Genomic DNA, 18,397 nt, shown 5'->3' with positions numbered 1-18,397 from the left:
GCCGCGATGGCTGGCTAACAGAAAAAAGGCGCCCCGGAAGGCGCCTTTTTTTGTCAAACAATGAGTGCTACTTCTGGGTCGGATCGAATTTGACGGCGTCGATCGCCATCTCGTCAATCACCTGTTTCAGGGTATCGGCGGTCAGTTGCGTATTTTCGTTCGCCAGATTTTTGCCCTCGCCTTTACGGACCACTTTCATCACCGGCTTGTTGGTCGCCGCGTCGATCAGCTCCGCTTCAAAGTACAGACTGGTGTTCATGGTGCGATGCCCGGTGGCCATTTCTGTGCCTGCCACCACCATCGCCACCGGAATCACTTCATAGAACTGCAGCCCTTCTTTGCTCGAATCCACACCGGTGATAGCGCCGCGGAAAATCAGGCTGCGCGGACCAGGGGTTGCCGCCAGCGGTTTGCGCTCGCCAATTGCTTGCTTCAGCTGTTGGTTGGTGTAATTGAGAATATTGCGCAGTGCATTTTCGCCCACCTGAGTCGTCGGTTTTGGCACCGGATAATAGATAACCGGGTTAAAAACCACGTTATCGTAATTTTTCGGGTTATAGTCCGCAGAAATCCAGCGCAGTTCCGGTTTTCCCGATGCCGAGGTGGTTTCTTTTAATTTGGAATAATCTTTTAAAAACCCAGAATACTTTTCTGGCGAAGCAATTTTTGAGGCGCAACCCGCGAGTGCTAACAGACCAGCGAGTGCCGCCACTTTAAAAATGAAATGAGTACGCATGAGTGAATCCCTGTAAATGCAGTTGTCGGCGCGATTTATAGCAAACTACCAGACTAAGTTTTGTGACAAAAAATGGGGTTCGTCAAACGTTTGCAAAAATAAATCCGCCACGGTGGGCGGATTCACATTTCCAGCTTATTTTATATCGACCTGATAGAAAATATGCTTGCCAAAAGGATCGATTTCGTAGTCAGAAACCGTATTGCGAACGGGTTCAAAAATAGTCGAATGGGCAATCATTACCGCCGGCATTTGATCGTGCATCATTTGCTGTGCCTGTTTATACAGCGCCTCTCGTTTTTGCCGATCGGTAATCGATTTCGCTTCGGCAATAATATGGTCAAATGGCGGATAACACCATTTTGCCGAATTCGATCCGCCGTTCGCCGACTGGCAGGTAAACAACGGCCCGAAGAAGTTATCCGGATCGCCGGTAGCGGTGGTCCAGCCCATCAGCGCCGCCTGGTGTTCACCGTCTTTGACACGCTTGAGGTATTCACCCCACTCATAGGTTGTGATTTTAGTTTGCACGCCAATCTTCGCCCAGTCGGCCTGAATCATCTCGGCCATACGTTTGGCGTTGGGGTTATAAGGACGCTGCACCGGCATCGCCCACAGGTCAATGGTCACAGGCCCGCTGAGGCCCGCTTCCTGCAACAGCGCTTTCGCTTTTTGCGGATCGTAATCGTAATCTTTTAACTCGCTGTCGGCACTCCACACCCCCGGCGGCAGCAGGTTTTTCGCGGCGCTGCCGGTACCGTGGAATACCGCTTCAATTATCGCCGGTTTATTAATCGCCAGCGCCAGCGCCTGACGAACTTTGACATTATCCAGCGGCGGCTTTTGGGTATTAAACGCCAGGAAACCGGTATTCAGACCCGCCTTACTCATCAAGGTAATGTTTTTGTTTTCTTTCATTCTCGGCAAATCTGCCGGGTTCGGGAACGGCATCACCTGGCATTCGTTCTTCTCCAGTTTGGCGTAACGCACCGATGCATCCGGGGTAATACTAAATATCAGGCGATCAATTTTGGCTTTCCCCTGCCAGTACTGTGGAAAAGCCGTAAATAAAATGCGGGAATCTTTCTGGTATTGCGCCAGTTTAAACGGCCCGGTGCCAATGGGGTCGGAATCGACACGCTGCGGCGTGCCGGCTTTTAGCATCGCGTCAGCATATTCCGCCGACAAAATAGAGGCGAAATACCATGCCAGGTCGGCGACAAACGGCGCTTCGGGACGGGCTAAGGTAAAGCGCACGGTATATTCATCAGGCTTATCAATTGCGGTAATTAACTGACCAAACTCGAGGCTTTCGAAATTCGAGTAGTTACCGTTGGAGACATTATGATAAGGGTGCTGCGGATCTTTTTGCCGCATAAAAGAGAAGATCACGTCATCGGCATTAAAATCGCGGGTGGGCGTGAAATATTTATTGCTTTGAAACTTCACCCCTTTACGCAAATGGAAAGTGTAGACCTTGCCGTCTTCACTCACCTCCCAGCTTTCTGCGAGGCTCGGCTGCAGTTCGGTGGTGCCTACCTTAAAGTCGACCAGGCGATTATAAACCGGCACCGCACTGGCATCGACGCTGGTTCCGGAGGTATAGAGTTGTGGGTTGAAATTCTCCGGCGATCCTTCGGAGCAGTAAACCAGCGTCTTTGCGCTCACGCTGGAACCGAACGTGAGCGCCGTTAATGTCAGAGCAAGCGTGGTGAGTTTGCGTTGCATAACGTTTCCTTTTTTAATTTGTCAGCTAATGAATAGCTTGTTGTTTTCCATCCCATACATAACACTAAAGCCAGATTGCAAACACCTGAAAATATAAATAAAGAAGGAATCACTATGTCATCACCTCTCGCCAGCCAACTGACCCAGCGCTTCTTCCGCTACCTCGCCATCAGCAGCCAGAGCGACGCGCGCGCCACCACGTTGCCCACCACGCCGGGACAGCATGACATGGCGCGTGAACTGGCCGATGAGCTACAGCGTCTCGGCCTGGACGATATCGTGATCGATGAACATGCCACCGTTACGGCGGTGAAAAAAGGCAATGTTCCGGGCGCGCCGCGGATTGGTTTTATTACCCATATCGACACCGTTGATGTCGGCCTGTCTCCGGATATTCATCCGCAGATTTTGCGCTTTTCCGGGGAAGACCTGTGCCTGAACAGCGAAAAAGATATCTGGCTGCGCGTGAGTGAACACCCGGAAATCCTCGCCTACCCGAATGAAGAGATTATTTTCAGCGACGGCACCAGCGTGCTGGGCGCCGATAACAAGTCAGCGGTGACGGTGGTAATGACGGTGCTGGAAAACCTGACGGCGGACCATCGCCACGGCGATATCGTGGTGGCCTTTGTCCCCGATGAGGAAGTCGGGCTGCGGGGGGCGAAAGCGCTGGATCTCAGCCGCTTTGCCGTCGATTTTGCCTGGACCATCGACTGCTGCGAGCTGGGGGAGATTGTCTATGAAAACTTCAACGCCGCGGCGGCGGAGATCCGCTTTACCGGCGTGACCGCCCATCCGATGTCGGCGAAAGGCGTACTGGTGAATCCGCTGCTGATGGCCGCCGATTACATCAGCCATTTTGACCGTCAGCAAACGCCGGAGCATACCGCCGGGCGCGAGGGCTACGTGTGGTTCAATGGGATTCAGGGCGACCAAAACCGCACCTTGCTACAGGCCAGCATTCGTGATTTCGACCGCGACAGTTTTTTACGCCGCAAACAGCAGATCGGCGAGGTCGCTGAAATCATTGCCGCCCGCTACCCGACCGCCAACGTCGAGTTCTCCATCAGCGACACCTACAGCAATATCAGCAACGCCATTGGCGACGACCGCCGGGCCATTGACCTGATGTTTGAAGCGATGGAGAGCATTGGCGTTACGCCGAAACCGACGCCGATGCGCGGCGGGACCGACGGGGCAGCGTTATCTGCCAAAGGCCTGCTCACGCCAAACTTTTTCACCGGCGCGCATAACTTCCACTCAAAATTTGAGTTTCTGCCGCTGCGCGCCTTCGAAGCGTCATACCAGACCGCGATGCAGCTGTGCCTGCTGGCGGCCCGTTAAGCCGGTTTTTGCGCCAGCATGGTGGCAAACCGCAGCTTGATGCGGTTGCCATCGGCGTCGGTGCGGTGCAGTTCGCCCACCTCTTCGTTATATCTGAGGAACGTCCAGCCGGCGTAATAGCGCCGCAGTTCCTCAGATTTAAAGGCAAACGGGAAGCCAACGGTGCAAGGATAATCCTCAGTATCCATCGCCGCGACGATCAGGTTATAGCCGCCCGGTTTGGTACAGCGCTGCATGTTGGCGATCAGGCCTGGGATGGTGTCCGCCTGAAGGAACATCAGCACCACGGTGGAGAGAATAAAGTCATACTCGCCGTCGAAACTGAGGGTATTAAGATCCTGCACCGCGGTCTGTAAATTGCTCAGCCCTTCCGCCTCGCGGATCCCCTCCAGCGTGCTGATGCTCATGGCGTTTTTATCCCACGCGGTCACGTCGTAGCCGTTAGCCGCCAGGTACAGGCTATTGCGCCCGTTGCCACAGCCCAGATCCAGCGTCTTTCCTGGCGCAACCTGGGTGGCGGCATACAGCACTTCGGAGTGGGTGCGGGTCAGGCCGTATTTGTCAGTAAAGTAGTTTTCGTCACGGATAATCATAATGAGTCCTTGTTTTTTAATAAGGTCGCCCGGTCGACGCGAATCAGCAGTTTGCCCTGCACCAGCAGCAGAACGGTGCGAATGATCAGCAGCCCAATCACCAGATTGGTGAAGACAAACAGCGGGATCGCCAGGTAATGGAAAAAGCCGTCCGGATGACTATGCCCGAGATGCAGCCCGGTGCTGGCCAGCGCGGAAATACCGAATGAGAAGCTCCAGAAGGAGGCGTTAAACGGCTGTCGGATATACCACGGGATCAAGCGCAGCATAAACAGCAGCTGCAGCAGGCCGTAGCCGAACAACAGTTTGGCGAAGGTATCCGCCTCCCCACCGTTGACGCTTAGCCAGGCGCTACAGGCCACCAGCGCCGGGGCCAGTTGAATACCCAACGAGGTCCGCAGCGCGGCGGGCAGCTCGTTGTGGCTACGCAGTCGTTGCAGGATAACCGGCTCCAGACTGAGCCATGAGAAAACGCCGGCGCCAAGAAAAACCAGCCCGGCGTCGGTAAAGCCCAGCGCGCCGCAGGCCATAGCACTGATGAAATTGTTGGCGACCGTCGGTAAATAGAGACCTGGCGTCGTCGCCTCTGCCGGGTGCTTGCCCCGCCACAGCCCGGCGCTTTGCCAGGCGGCATACCCCAGTTGCAGCACCACGCCGATGGCGAACAGCACCAGCGAGAGCGGACGCAGCCACGGCACAAAGCCGATCGCCACCAGCATGGTGGTGGCCGGGAACAGGCTGACGAAACTGCCGGCGATCGGGTGCCGGGCCTCCTGCACAACGCTCCACGGATAGCGGATCGCGCGCAGGATAAACGCCAGCGCCAGCAGCGCCCATATCGTCGCCGCCAGCAGCACCAGCCCGTCGCCAATGCTGCGGCTTACCGGCCACAGGGTGCTGGCGTAACGCCAGGCGAAGCCCATCCCGATAAGACCCAGTACCATCCCGAAATAGCCCGCAGGTAAATTCAGGGCCTGCTGTCCCTGCTGTTTATTATTCATTTTGTTTAATTTTTCAATTTATCTTTAAGGTGCATTTTAAAAGAACCTTATAAAACGCGCTACGGCATTTTTTGCTATGTTTATGTTAACCAAAAGTAAAGAGAAACCTTGATGAACAAATATCGTCTCAGCGCGCACGTTCGCCTGTTTCACTATCAAGAGGACGGGATTAAACATAGCGTAAATCTGCGGCAAATTGTGGCCTTACGTGATTTTGCTGACGTGCAGGCCGGGAGCGAAGGCGGCTGGCTGGACGAAGAGTCGGCGCTCAGCCATGAAGGCGACTGCTGGATCTATGACCCCAACAGCGCAGTATTTGCCGGCGCGCGGGTGGAAGATAACGCGCGCCTCACCGGCACCTGTATCGTCAGCCATGGCGCGCGGATCCGCGGCGAGGCCTGGGTCGATCACGCCGAGGTCAGCCATCATGCTGAAATACGTGACAACGTCACTGTCGAACATTCCCATATCCGTGGCTACTGCCGTCTGGCGGATCGCGCACGTATTCTCCCCCACTGCCTGATCGTTGCCGCCCAGGGTCTGACCGCCGATCGCGACAAGTATCTGCAAATTTATCAGCGGGCCACCGTCAGCGCCTCGCGTATCGTGCATCAGGCGCAAATCTACGGGGATGCCTTCGTCGAGCACGCTTTTGTCGAACATCGGGCGGAGATCTTTGACCATGCACGGCTGGAGGGTAACGAAGACAATGATGTCTGGGTCTGCGATAACGCCCGGGTTTACGACCATGCGCGGATCGTCGCCGGACGTGGCGAAGATGCCATCCCGACCCTGCGCTACAGTTCGCAGGTGGCGGAGAACGCGGTGGTCGAGGGAAACTGCGTGCTCAAACATCGGGTGATGGTAGGCGGTCATGCCAGGCTCAGCGGCGGCCCGATTCTGCTGGATGACGAGGTGCTGATTCAGGGCCACGCCTGCATCAGCGGCGATGTGGTGATCGAACACCAGGTTGAAATTGGCGACAGCGCCCACATCGATGCCCGCCACGGCGATGCCATCCATCTGCGTGGCCGCAAGGTGATCAACGGCAGCTGCCACATCACCCGCACGCCGCTGCTGGGCTCACTGTAGTCCACGTTCGCAGCCCGGCTAAGGCGGAACGCCAACTGCCGGGGAACCGCTCTCACTCCCCGGCGCTGTCGATAATCCGTCCGTAGATATTCTGGTCGTCATAGCTGCCGTTCAGGTACTCCGCCTGCTTCAGGCACCCTTCCAGGCTGAAGCCGTTGCGCAGCGCCACCTGATTGCTCTTGTGGTTCGCCACCCGGCACTTAATCACAAAGCGTCGCACTTCACCGCTGCGCGCATAATGCTGGATAAAGGCCTGCAGCGCCTGCGAAAGCAGCCCCTGGCCCTGGTGATGTTCATCAATCCAGTAACCGATATAGCCGGTCTTATTCAGCGGTTCGATCTGGTTGAACGACAGCACGCCGACCATCTCATCCCCGACAAACAGCAAGAACATTTTGGCGTAGCCGCGCTGATGCAGCATGACGTTCCCCTGCACATGACGGCGGGTTTCATCCTCACTGCTTACCGCCGCCGGCCAGCTTAAAGTGTGCTGTAACCAGTGCTTATTTTTTTCAACCAGCTGATGTAATGCGCTGACGTAGCGTTCATCCACCGCGCGCAGCGTCAGCTGGTCAGTTACCGGGATTGCTTCAGGGACGGGAGGGGTTTGGTCAGACATAGCGCTCTCTCACGGCAAGGTTCCTCCGCGACGACATCGCGCCGCCGCGGGGGAATCTGCGATTATTTCATGACCCGGTCATCAACGTAGCGTCGTTCATCCGGTGCCGGCGGGAAATACTGATACAGCCAGGTCTCACTGATCGCCGCGCCCTGACAGCGCAGGAACATACGCATTTCCACCGGATCGGTGGAGTCATTGGTGGGGTACCAGTCAAACTGGATGCGATAGCCGTCGAACGGCTCAACGTACAGAATCTCAACCTGCTTCGCTTCACCGTTAGAGAGGGTAATCACCGGCTCAATGCCACGCGGGGCTGCGGCTTTCAGATCGCCGCCGACAAAGTCGATGGCAAAACGACGCGCCCACTTGTCCGGGTAATGCTCGCCCGGCGCCCAGCCTTCCGGGAAACCGCCCATGCCGGTACGGGTTGCCATTACGCGGGCCAGCGGTGAACGCACCGGCGGCTGCGCGCTCCAGTACAGGCGGTAGCTAAAGTCCAGCTCGTCGCCGGCTTTGATGGCTTTTTCCGGCTGCCAGAAGCAGACGATGTTATCCAGGGTTTCACCGGTGGTCGGGATCTCCATCAGACAGACGGCCCCTTTGCCCCACTGGTTACGCGGCTCGACCCACAGGCTCGGGCGTTTGTTATACCAGCCCATGATGTCCTGATAATGCGTGAAATCACGGTCAAGCTGCAGCAGACCGAATCCGCGCGGGTTTTTGTCCTGGAAGGCATTGAACTGTAGCTTTTGCGGGTTGTTCAGCGGACGACAGACCCACTCGCCGTTGCCACGCCACATCGCGAGACGATCGGAGTCGTGGATCTGCGGGTGGATGGTGTCGCACATCCGGCGCTCGTTGTTGCCGCAGCTGAACATACTGGTCATCGGCGAAATGCCCAGCTGTTTGATATCTTTGCGGGCGTAGATGTGGTTTTCCACATCCATAATCACCTGCGTCTCCTGGCAGTTGATCACGAACTTGTAGGCCCCGGTGACGCTCGGGCTGTCGAGCAGCGCGTAAACGGTAAACACCGTGGCGCCCGGTTTAACCGTTTCGAACCAGAAGGAGGTAAAGTCCGGGAACTCTTCCGGGGTGTCGGTGAAGGTATCAACCGCCAGACCACGCGCGGACAGCCCGTACTGGTAGGTGCTGTCAACCGCACGGAAGTAGCTCGCCCCCAGGAAGGCGACGATGTCACGCCGCGCCAGCTCCGGCGCTTTAAAGGCACGGAACCCGGCGAAGCCGAGGTCGGTCTGCCCCACCAGCTGCGAGGTATCGACGCCGGCGTCGTTATAGTTAAACAGCTCCGGACGGAAGTGAATTTCCCGCGCCTGTTGGGTCTGCGTATCTAACGAGAACATGCGCACGCGGCGACGGAAGCCCATGCCAACGTGGAAAAACTGGATGTCCAGTTTGCGTTCGTCAATATTGTTCCACAACGAATGTCCCGCATCGTACTGGATGCTGTTGTAAGCCTGCGGGGTCAGGTTCGCCAGAGTCGGCGGCAGCGCGCGCGGCGCACCTCCCCACGGCTGACGAGAGAGATCGTGCGCCATTGATTGCAAAACGGAAAAGTCAAAACGGCGCGTCATCCCATCAGCAATGCCCGAATCTTCGGCAAGCGCGGCGTTAGAGAAAAGTGATGCGACTCCTGACGTGCTGCATACGGCGGCAACAGCCATGGAAGATTTGAGAAAACGTCTGCGATTCATGCCTGAGAAAGCGTCCTTCTGTTGTGTCAATTGATACGCAACGCGACAAACAGATGCGTCGTGAATTTCGCCCACTCTAGACAAAAACGATTGATAATCCAATTGTTGTAAGTATAAAAATGATGAATATTTTAACTGACAAAGCCCCCGATGCTTTTACGCCGCGGGGGCTGACGGGTTATTTGACGCTGACGTCAATACCCGGGAAATATTTGGCCGCCAGACGGGTGATGGTGCCATCGGCGCGCACCTTATCGATCGCCGCATCCAGCTGCTTTTTAGTGACCTCATCGCCTTTACGCAGACCGTAGCCAATCCCGCTGCCGAGAATGGTATCGTCAGCCACCGGCGCGCCAATGAAACCGAACCCTTTGCCCTGCGGCTTGCTGAGGAAACCGGCCTGCCCGGCGGCGGACATCACCAGCGAGGCGTCGATACGGCCGTTCAGCAGATCCGCCCACGCCATGTTCTGATCTTTGTACGACACCACCGTCACGCCGTGTTTTTCCCAGTGCTCTTTGGCGAAGGTTTCCTGAATTGATCCCTGCAGCACGCCGATGGTTTTGCCTTTCAGCCCTTCCGGCGTCGCCTGCATACCGCTATCCGCTTTGCCTACCAGCTGCGAAGGGATGCGGTAAATCGGCTGGGTGAAGTCGATGCTTTTGCGCCGCTGCTCGGTGATATTCATCGCCGAGTTGATGGCGTCGAACTTTTTCGCCACCAGCCCTGGGATCAGCGCATCAAACGAAGTCTCTTCCCAGCGGCATTTCAGCCCGGCCGCCTGGCAAATCGCATTCCCGAGCTCAATATCAAAACCGACCAGCTCCCCTGCGGTGTTGCGGCTTTCAAACGGCGGGTATTCGGCTTCTACCCCGTAGCGCAGCTCGCTGGCCGCCAGCGAAGAGAAGGTACAGAACATCCCCAGTGCAAGGGTGAGGGCTTTCAATTTCATCATGGGGCTCCTTAACGCGGCTTAACGTGACACAGTGCCTGAGCACCGGCCAGCAATGTGGCTTCATCTTTAGCAAAAGAGAGGCGAATCAGTTTGTTATCAGTGCCATCAGTATAAAACGCTGACAGGGGGATCGTCGCCACCCCATAATCGGTGATCAGTCGCTTGACCATCTCGCTGTCGCTTTCATCGCTGAAGTGGCTGTAGTCGGCGAGCATGAAGAACGAGCCCGCGCTCGGCAGCAGGCGGAATGGCGAATCGGCCAGCAGTCGCTGGAGGAGATCGCGTTTCTGCTGATAGAACGCCGCCAGCGACAGCCAGCTTTGCGGGTCGGTCATATGCCCGGCAAAAGCGTACTGCATCGGCGTGTCGGCGGAGAACATCAGGAACTGGTGGACTTTGCAGATCTCGTCCATCAGCGCGGCGGGCGCCACGCAGTACCCTACGCGCCAGCCGGTTACGTGGTAGGTTTTGCCAAACGACGAGATGATGACGCTGCGCTCTGCCAGCTGCGGATGGGTCGCCATCCCGTGGTGTTGCTCGCCGTCAAAGACCACATGTTCGTACACTTCATCGGACAAAATCACGATGTCGGTGTTGCGCGTCAGGGCCGCCAGCTGGTTCAAATCCTCCCGGGAGAACACCTGCCCGCTGGGATTATGCGGCGTGTTGACGATAATCATCCGCGTACGCGGAGTGATGGCGGCGCGGACCTCATCCCAGTTGACGCTAAAATCCGGCACCGTCAGCTTGATGGCGACCGGCGTGGCCCCCTGCAGACGAACAATGGGCGCATAGCTGTCAAAAGAGGGTTCGAAGTAGATAACCTCATCTCCCGGGTGCACCAGCCCGCCAATCGCCGAGTAGATCCCCTGGCTGGCGCTGGCGGTAATCAGCACTTCACTGTCGACATCGTAGCGAGTGCCGTACAGCGTCGCGATTTTTTCAGCAATGCGCTCTTTGAGCACCGGCAGGCCGGTCATCGGCGCATACTGGTTGTGCCCGGCTTCCATCGCCTGGGTGACGCCGGCGATCAGCCCGGCATCACAGGCAAAATTGGGGGCGCCCTGAGAAAGGTTAATGGCCTTATGTTGGGCGGAAAGTTGACCGATTACGGTAAAAATCGTGGTGCCGACATCCGGTAATTTGGAGCGGGTTGTCACCGGGGAGGTAAGACTCATAGTTAATCCTTTCTCATTTTAATTGCATAACCATTCAATCCAAAGCGCTACCCGGCGACAAACGAATTGTTGTCATAGTAGCCATGCATTCTGATCATGCCTTGAGAAAAGAGACGGCCAGCAGAGGCTGGCCGGAGGGGAAAATTACTTGCTGGTTAAGGTGTTAAAGCTGGTCATCAGGTTGCGGTAGTCCGGAATATGGTTGGAGAACAGCGTCCCCAGCCCTTCCACATCATTGCGCCAGTCGCGATGTAGTTCACAGGCGGCACCAAACCATGACATCAGCTGCACCCCGGCCTGCGACATACGATCCCAGGCGGCGTCGCGAGTAATCGGGTTAAAGGTGCCGGACGCATCGGTGATAACGAAGACCTCATATCCCTCTTCTATCGCCGACAACGCCGGGAATGCCACGCAAACCTCGGTGACCACCCCGGCGATAATCAGCTGTTTCTTGCCGGTGGCTTTTACGGCTTTGACGAAATCTTCGTTATCCCAGGCGTTAATATTCCCCGGACGGGCAATATAAGGGGCATCCGGGAACTGGGCTTTCAGCTCCGGCACCAGCGGGCCATTGGGGCCGTTTTCAAAACTGGTGGTCAGGATGGTCGGCAGGCCAAAGTATTTCGCCATGTCCCCCAGCGCCAGCACGTTGTTTTTGAATTTATCCGGGTCGATATCGCGCACTAACGATAATAGCCCGGCCTGATGATCCACCAGCAGGACAGCTGCATCATTTTTATCCAGACGAACGTAGGGTTTAGCCATGATCTCTTCCTCATTTAACTATCAGGTTATCCCCGCCAGCGCTCCTGCGCGGGCAGATGCTTACAACTCATGGCAAATCATAGTTCAGTTACTGGCGGAGGATTAGCCGTCGAAAGTAGAACGCATTGTCCCATTCTCTGAACGAAGCTGGCATACTGCCTATGATCAAATTGCATAGCTGGAGCAACGATGTCGCGAAGCGCCCTGCCTTTTCATGCCGTGGAAACCTTTCTGGTGACCGCCCGGCATCTTAATTTGACCCATGCCGCGCGTGAGCTGTGCCTGACCCAGGGGGCGGTCAGCCGCCAGATCGCCGCGCTGGAGGCCTGGTTTGGTTTTGCGCTTTTTGCCCGCCACGCCCGCGGGCTGCATCTGACCCCGCAGGGTAGCGCCCTCTACCCGGAACTGCAGTCGGCATTCGGCCAGCTGGTGGCGGTGGCGGAACAGGCGCGTCAGCAGCAGACCGTGGTGCGCCTGAAGGCCCCGACCTGCGCCATTCGCTGGCTGGTTCCCCGGCTGGTGGCTATCGAGCAGCGCCATCCGGAGCTGCAGATTGCGCTCACCACCACCACGGAACATAGCGTGAACTTCAGAACTGAACCCTACGATGCGGCGATTGTATTCGGTACCCAGCACAGCGCCGGCGATCTGCTGTTTGAAGAGGCGCTGACGCCGGTGAGCAACGGCAGCCTCGCCTGCGACGACACCCTCAGCGACGTCACCTTTTTGCACCCGACGCGGGATAAGACCGACTGGTCGCTGTGGCTGACCACCTTTTCACCGGACACGCCGCTGGCGATGCGCAAAAATCAGCACTTTGACACCATGGATCTGGCGATCACCGCCGCCATGCAGGGGCTGGGGATCGCCATGGCGGACGCCACGCTGGTGGCGGAAGATGTGCGGGCGGGTCGCCTGGCGCGCCCCTTCCCCTTAAGCGTGAAAACCGGCGCCAGCTACCGGCTGGTGCTGCGCCACGTGCCGAGCAAGGCCGAGGGACTGACGCGCTTTCGCGAAGAACTGCTTAATCCAGCGTAACGTGGTGGCGCATCACCCGGCGAAATAGCGCCAGTCGCGCGCGCATAAAGCGGTTTTCCAGTTTAAAACCGGCGCGCTTATGCAACCCGATGCGCAGCAGTCGGTCCCGCCCACGCAGGCAGGCCGGCCAGCGCACGACACCCGGCAGTTCGCGACAGTGGTGCCCCGCCAGGCGCGCAAAATTGACCCAGTAGTTGGCGACCTCGGCGGCAAAGGCGTTATCGTCATCGCTGGCATAGGTGCGCACTGGTTCGGAAAGCCTGAGAGTATCAAATACATACGGCACTTCATCGCCGTGCCACGCCCCGTGCGGGCAGGTCTCCTCGGCACCCTGCGGAACATAGTCAAACCAGTAGCGCCAGCACGGTTGTCCCACGCGCTGCTGGGCCTGCATCACTACATAGCCGAGGGTGGTAAACGCCATGTCGCGACACACTTCGCGTCCGAGGTTTTCGTCCCCCTTAACCCCCGGATAGAGCAGCTTAATCAGCCCCAGTCCCAGGCGCCGTTCGCGACGCAGCTTTTGGATCTGCCCGGCGATATCGACGCCAAACACCGCCATCACGCTGGCTTCATCGCTATTCGAGCCAATCATCACCGGCAGCGGATGCTGACGACCGGCAAAAAAGGCCTCCAGCATCGGCTGGGGCAGCACCGCGTCACCGGCGATCGGCGCCGGGCCGATGGTCAACGGTGCGGTCAGCGACCAGAAAGCCTCTGCCGGGATCGCCCGCAGCTGTTCCGCGCTGGCTTCAGGAAGCGAAAAGTGTTCGGCTAACCGTTGCCCCTTCTCCAGCGCCTTATCGCGCGGCAGGTCCGGCAGCGTATAGCCGCTCTGAATAATGGCTTTATGGAACAGACCACGGGATTTTGGCGACACCATCAGCGACAGCACGCTGCGCGCACCGGCTGATTCACCAAACAGAGTCACGTTGGTGGCGTCGCCGCCGAAGGCATGGATATTCTCCTGCACCCACTGCAGCGCCGCGATTTGATCGAGCAGGGCAAAATTATAGACCCGTTCGCCATCTTCCCCTTCCAGCGCCGGGTGGGCAAAGAACCCCAGATGGCCAAGCCGGTAGTTAACGGTCACCACCACCACGTCGCGCCCCGCCAGCGCGGCGCCATCGTAAGGCGGCAGGCTGCCGGCGCCGATCGTAAAACCGCCGCCGTGTAGCCAGACCATTACCGGCAGCGGCTGCGAACGCGTCGCCGGCGCCCAGACGTTCAGGTACAGGCAATCTTCTGAGAAACGGCCAGGATCGCCGCCGCCCAGCTCGCGGCAGTATTCAATGTCCTGCCAGCTGGCAGCGGAAAAAGTGGTGGCATCGCGCACACCCTGCCAGCGCGCGGGAGGCTGAGGGGCGCGCCAGCGGAGTGCGCCGACCGGCGGCGCGGCAAAGGGGATCCCGCGCCAGATGTGGATCCCCTGTTCGGTGGTTCCGGATAACGTCCCTTGCCGGGTGTTAACCAGCGGAGTCGACAACGTCTGCATGACCTGATTCCTTTTGCGGTCGTCAATGGTTCATGTCAGCAGAGTACCGGTTTCAGAGCAGACCGCAACGGCGTTTGCTGCGCTCCTCCGCCTGTTGGTAGAGGGTGAACTCATCCAGCACCGGGCAACCGAGCGCCGTTTCGAAGGCCTCGCGGCTGGCATTGCCGTGGCTGCGGGCCTGGGTTTCATTGCCGAGATTCGACTGAAAAATCCCGGCGGCGCTCACCGGTAAAAAATCTTCATAAATAATCGGTTGGGCGATAAGCCAGCCGCGTTCGATGAGCGGCTGCGGATCGTCCCCGTGACCGAATGCCTGACGGTGGGCTTCCCCCGCCGGCGTCAGACGGTAGCGGAACCACGCCAGCCCCTGCTGACGCAGCAGGAATTCGCTGTCCGGGAACTGGCTGAACACCTCCTGCAGATGGCGCTGGTGGTTCAGGTTATCTTTGCCAACCCCGGCTTCGTTCAGCAGACGGTCATACAGCGCGCGGCCCTTCGGCGTTAAGGCGATCCCGCGCTGCTCGATTTCGCCAAAGCGCGCGGTGTGGGTGCCTTGCTGCTCCCCGTTAAACATCACCGGCTCTTCGAGGGCTTTAAAACTGGTCTGCCGCAGTAAAATCGGCACCTCGCGGCGCGGCGGCCCTTCGATTAACGCTTTCGGGACAATCCCGCACTCGGGCATCAGGGACTGCACCCGGTCGATATCGAGAGTACGCGGCGTCAGGTGGTTAATATGGCAGCCGGGGAAGCACACCACATCGGCAATCAGCCGGTGTTCGTTACTCAGTGCGTGATAGCTGTCGGCGTCGACCGTCGCATGGCTGTGCCAGCGGAAGGTCTCCAGCGCCTCGCGGACAAATTCCCGGGCCTCGGCAGGGCTAAAGCTGCCCTGCTCTTCATGCCGGGCGATCAGCTCGCGGCAACGCGGGGTGAAGATGTCGCGTCGGGCCAGGATCTCCGCCGCCCGCTGGCGCAGTTCAGCGCTGGCAATCAGCTCCAGGCGCAGCAGCGAGGTAAAGATACGGAACGGATTACGCGCCAGCGCCGCGTCATCAATCGGGCGAAACGCCGTGGAATGCACCGGCACACCCGCCTGCGATAAATCGTAATAGCTCACGGGGAACATCCCCATGATGGCAAACATCCGGCGCAACGTCGCCAGCTCCTCCGCCGTGCCGACGCGAATTGCGCCGTGGCGTTCCACATTCAGCCGCGATAGCTCGTCCGCATTAGCCAGTTGTTCATGGAGTTTCGGATGCTGCTCCAGCACCGCCAGATTTACGTCCGCCACCAGCTCCAGTAACGTCCCGTACTGTGGAACTTCCTGCTGGTACATCGCCGACATTGCCTGCGAAAAGTGTTCCCGAATCTCATCAGCCGTGATGGTGTTCGCCATGATGCCTTACCTCCAGTGGATACTTCCTGGAGTGTAGAAAAGGCCGATGGCGGCGGCGGGAAGAATTTACAAATTGTGATGAGGATAACCTGCCTCCCGCTTTTCGTCCGTTTGTGACATAACCTAAAGTTATGGAAAACACCCTTTAATTTCACTTTAAATTAACATTACATTTACACACACTGTTTCTGGCGATAACACAATAAGAAGCCCCTCTACCGATAGATACGGAGTCCGTACCCTATGAACGATAAATGGTCACCGCGCGAGGTTATTCATCGCGACTATAATAACCATCCCCCGGCTTACGCACCGGGCTACAAAACCAGCGTGCTGCGCTCGCCGCGCAATGCCCTGATCTCGCTGCAAAATTCGCTGTCTGAAATCACCGGTCCGGTCTTCAGCCATGACGATCTCGGTCCTCTGGATAATGACCTGATCCTCAACTATGCCAAAGAAGGCCTGCCGATTGGCGAGCGCATTATCGTCCACGGCTACGTCCGCGACGGCTTTGGTCGACCGATGAAAAACACCCTGGTGGAGGTCTGGCAGGCGAACGCCGGCGGCCGCTACCGGCATAAAAAAGATCAGTATCTGGCCCCCATCGACCCCAACTTTGGCGGTTGCGGGCGCGTGCTGACGGATGAAAACGGTTATTACTGTTTTCGTACCATCAAGCCCGGCCCCTATCCGTGGCGTAACCAGGTCAGCGACTGGCGTCCGGCCCATATCCACTTTTCCCTCTCCGGGGATGCGTGGGCGCAGCGCTTGATTACCCAGATGTACTTCGAAGGCGACCCGTTGATTAAGCAGTGCCCGATCGTCAAAACCATTAATAACGATGACGCGGTGCGCACGCTGATTGCCGAACTCGATACTCATGCCGCAGTGCCGCTGGATTGCCTGGCCTATCGCTTTGACCTTGTGCTGCGCGGCCATCGCGCCACGCTGTTTGAAAACCGCACTCAGGGGGCTACCCGATGAAAGACTATTTAGCCGAAACCGCCTCGCAGACCGCCGGACCGTACGTGCATATCGGCCTGGCCCCCGAGGCCGCCGGGTTCCATATTTTTGAAAAGAACTTCGGCCCTGACCTCACGACCGCCGATACCGAAGGCGAGCGTATTACGCTTGAAGGTCGTGTGATCGATGGTTCCGGAACCCCGGTACGTGATGTGCTGCTGGAGATCTGGCAGGCCAACGCCGCCGGGCGCTATCACCACCCCGATGATCGCCAGCAGAGCAAAAAGGTCGACCCGGCGTTTCGCGGCTGGGGCCGCAGCTGCTCCGACTTCGCCACCGGGATCTGGCGTTTTGAAACCATCAAACCCGGCGCCGTGGTTGGTCGCGATGGCCGCATGATGGCACCTCATATCAATGTCTGGGTGGTGGCGCGCGGGATCAACATCGGCCTCAACACGCGGCTGTACTTCTCTGACGAGCAGGACGCCAACCTCAATGATCCGGTACTCAATCTGATTGAGTGGGAAGTGCGGCGCCAGACCTTGATTGCCCAGCGCGAAGTGCGCGGCAACGAGACTGTCTACCGGTTTGATATTCACCTGCAGGGTGACAACGAAACCGTCTTCTTTGATCTTTGAGTGCTTTCTCGCCTGATTTGCCCCGACCTGGCTCGGGGCGTCTGTTTTTTGTACAAAATGAAAAAACTTGTAATACATCAAGATGAAATGTTAATAATATTTTGCTATCAGGTTATCAAAATTCAATAACTTCGCTTGTCACCTATGCTGCTCTGTTTTTAACATCGATTATGGAAAAAAATGGTCTTTTCAGTCAGCGCATTCGCTTGCGCCATCTACACACTTTCGTGGCCGTCGCTCAACAGGGAACTCTGGGGCGCGCGGCTGAAACCCTCAATCTCAGCCAGCCTGCGTTATCTAAAACGCTCAATGAACTGGAACAGCTGACCGGCACGCGACTGTTTGAACGCGGACGCCTCGGGGCTCAGCTGACGCTGGTCGGCGAACAGTTCCTCACTCATGCGGTAAAAGTCCTCGACGCGCTCAATACGGCGGGCCAGGCGCTTAACCGTAAAGAGGGGTTGAATAATGACGTGGTGCGCATCGGCGCGCTGCCCACCGCCGCGCTGGGGATCCTGCCCACGGTCATTGGCCAGTTCCACCAACAACAAAAAGATATCACCCTGCAGGTCGCCACCATGAATAACACCATGCTGCTGGCGGGCCTGAAATCCGGTGAAATTGACATCGGTATCGGGCGGATGTCTGACCCGGAACTGATGAGCGGCCTGAACTATGAGCTGTTGTTCCTCGAATCCCTGAAGCTGGTGGTTCGTCCCGGACACCCTTTATTGCAGGAGACCGTCACCCTCAGTCGGGTGATGGAGTGGCCGGTGGTGGTGTCACCCAAAGGCACTATCCCGCGCCAGAATGCCGAAACCCTGCTGCAAAGCCAGGGGTGTAAAATCCCTGCCGGCTGTATCGAGACGCTCTCCGCGTCGTTATCGCGCCAGCTGACCGTCAACTATGACTACATCTGGTTCGTTCCGTCCGGTGCGGTTAAAGACGATCTGCGCCGGGGCTTGCTGGCTACCCTGCCGATCCCGACCGAAGGCGCGGGGGAGCCGATTGGTATTCTGACCCGCGTGGACGCGACCTTCTCCTCCGGCGCACAAACGTTACTGAGCGCCATTCGCAAATCGATGCCTGCCTGACGATCGCCGGATAACGCGCCCTGCGCCTTATCCGGGCTTCT

At 57.6% G+C, this 18,397-nt stretch carries 17 protein-coding genes; 6 read left to right on the top strand and 11 right to left on the bottom strand.

The features are described from left to right. Positions 1-67: 67 nt before the first annotated feature. On the bottom strand, positions 68-736 hold the full coding sequence (locus tag EDF82_RS03245; protein ID WP_123754166.1) for a DUF3313 domain-containing protein: 669 nt from the start codon (positions 734-736) through the stop codon (positions 68-70). 135 nt (positions 737-871) lie between these two features. Beyond that, the gene (locus EDF82_RS03240; protein ID WP_199733654.1) at positions 872-2,464 is read right to left on the bottom strand and encodes an ABC transporter substrate-binding protein; all 1,593 of its coding nucleotides are present in this window, start codon (positions 2,462-2,464) and stop codon (positions 872-874) included. A 114-nt stretch (positions 2,465-2,578) separates the two neighbouring features. On the opposite strand from EDF82_RS03240, the gene pepT reads away from it, so the two are divergent. Beyond that, positions 2,579-3,808: a peptidase T gene (pepT, locus tag EDF82_RS03235; RefSeq protein ID WP_123754165.1), complete on the top strand. Its 1,230-nt coding sequence runs from the start codon at positions 2,579-2,581 to the stop codon at positions 3,806-3,808. Here pepT and tehB read toward each other — a convergent pair. After that, entirely contained in the window at positions 3,805-4,401 is a 597-nt protein-coding gene (tehB, locus tag EDF82_RS03230) for a tellurite resistance methyltransferase TehB (protein ID WP_123754164.1), read from the bottom strand. The genes pepT and tehB overlap by 4 nt on opposite strands. Continuing rightward, positions 4,398-5,402, bottom strand: a complete 1,005-nt coding sequence (gene tehA / locus EDF82_RS03225) for a dicarboxylate transporter/tellurite-resistance protein TehA (protein ID WP_123754163.1) — start codon at positions 5,400-5,402, stop codon at positions 4,398-4,400. The genes tehB and tehA overlap by 4 nt, the downstream gene beginning before the upstream one ends. A 111-nt stretch (positions 5,403-5,513) precedes the next feature. Here tehA and ydcK point away from each other — a divergent pair, with 111 nt between their 5' ends. Then, positions 5,514-6,494, top strand: coding sequence for a YdcK family protein (ydcK, locus tag EDF82_RS03220; RefSeq protein WP_123754162.1), 981 nt, complete (start codon positions 5,514-5,516; stop codon positions 6,492-6,494). 52 nt (positions 6,495-6,546) lie between these two features. On the opposite strand, the gene rimL is transcribed toward ydcK, so the two are convergent. The 5 genes from rimL to ycaC all read right to left on the bottom strand — a co-directional run bounded on the left by rimL (position 6,547) and on the right by ycaC (position 11,732). Continuing rightward, positions 6,547-7,113, bottom strand: coding sequence for a 50S ribosomal protein L7/L12-serine acetyltransferase (rimL, locus tag EDF82_RS03215; RefSeq protein ID WP_123754161.1), 567 nt, complete (start codon positions 7,111-7,113; stop codon positions 6,547-6,549). A 62-nt stretch (positions 7,114-7,175) separates the two neighbouring features. Beyond that, entirely contained in the window at positions 7,176-8,831 is a 1,656-nt protein-coding gene (locus EDF82_RS03210) for a glucan biosynthesis protein D (protein WP_123754160.1), read from the bottom strand. A 178-nt stretch (positions 8,832-9,009) separates the two neighbouring features. After that, positions 9,010-9,783 carry a transporter substrate-binding domain-containing protein gene (locus tag EDF82_RS03205; RefSeq protein ID WP_123754159.1) on the bottom strand — a complete coding sequence of 258 codons (774 nt, stop codon included), beginning with the start codon at positions 9,781-9,783 and terminating at the stop codon, positions 9,010-9,012. A gap of 11 nt (positions 9,784-9,794) precedes the next feature. Beyond that, on the bottom strand, positions 9,795-10,964 hold the full coding sequence (locus EDF82_RS03200; protein WP_123754158.1) for a pyridoxal phosphate-dependent aminotransferase: 1,170 nt from the start codon (positions 10,962-10,964) through the stop codon (positions 9,795-9,797). Positions 10,965-11,108: 144 nt separating this feature from the next. Then, entirely contained in the window at positions 11,109-11,732 is a 624-nt protein-coding gene (gene ycaC, locus EDF82_RS03195; protein ID WP_123754157.1) for an isochorismate family cysteine hydrolase YcaC, read from the bottom strand. A 189-nt stretch (positions 11,733-11,921) separates the two neighbouring features. Between ycaC and EDF82_RS03190 the strand changes: the two genes are divergently transcribed. After that, on the top strand, positions 11,922-12,770 hold the full coding sequence (locus EDF82_RS03190) for a LysR family transcriptional regulator (protein ID WP_123754156.1): 849 nt from the start codon (positions 11,922-11,924) through the stop codon (positions 12,768-12,770). On the opposite strand, the gene EDF82_RS03185 is transcribed toward EDF82_RS03190, so the two are convergent. Beyond that, complete coding sequence (locus tag EDF82_RS03185) at positions 12,757-14,265, bottom strand: carboxylesterase/lipase family protein (protein ID WP_123754155.1); 1,509 nt, start codon at positions 14,263-14,265, stop codon at positions 12,757-12,759. The genes EDF82_RS03190 and EDF82_RS03185 overlap by 14 nt on opposite strands. A gap of 52 nt (positions 14,266-14,317) precedes the next feature. Next, the gene (locus tag EDF82_RS03180; protein WP_123754154.1) at positions 14,318-15,661 is read right to left on the bottom strand and encodes a VOC family protein; all 1,344 of its coding nucleotides are present in this window, start codon (positions 15,659-15,661) and stop codon (positions 14,318-14,320) included. Positions 15,662-15,904: 243 nt separating this feature from the next. Here EDF82_RS03180 and pcaH point away from each other — a divergent pair, with 243 nt between their 5' ends. The 3 genes from pcaH (at position 15,905) to EDF82_RS03165 (ending at position 18,356) form a co-directional block, all read left to right on the top strand. Beyond that, on the top strand, positions 15,905-16,645 hold the full coding sequence (gene pcaH, locus EDF82_RS03175; protein WP_123754153.1) for a protocatechuate 3,4-dioxygenase subunit beta: 741 nt from the start codon (positions 15,905-15,907) through the stop codon (positions 16,643-16,645). Then, positions 16,642-17,262: a protocatechuate 3,4-dioxygenase subunit alpha gene (gene pcaG, locus EDF82_RS03170; protein ID WP_123754152.1), complete on the top strand. Its 621-nt coding sequence runs from the start codon at positions 16,642-16,644 to the stop codon at positions 17,260-17,262. Before pcaH ends, pcaG begins: the two co-directional genes overlap by 4 nt. 170 nt (positions 17,263-17,432) lie before the next feature. Continuing rightward, positions 17,433-18,356: a LysR substrate-binding domain-containing protein gene (locus tag EDF82_RS03165; protein ID WP_123754151.1), complete on the top strand. Its 924-nt coding sequence runs from the start codon at positions 17,433-17,435 to the stop codon at positions 18,354-18,356. Positions 18,357-18,397: the final 41 nt, after the last annotated feature.

The organism is Klebsiella sp. BIGb0399 (genome assembly GCF_003752615.1).
GTDB classification, from domain to species: domain Bacteria; phylum Pseudomonadota; class Gammaproteobacteria; order Enterobacterales; family Enterobacteriaceae; genus Klebsiella; species Klebsiella lignicola.
The sequence above is the reverse complement of the archived record's forward strand: the minus strand, read 5'-3'. Positions and strand labels throughout refer to the sequence as shown.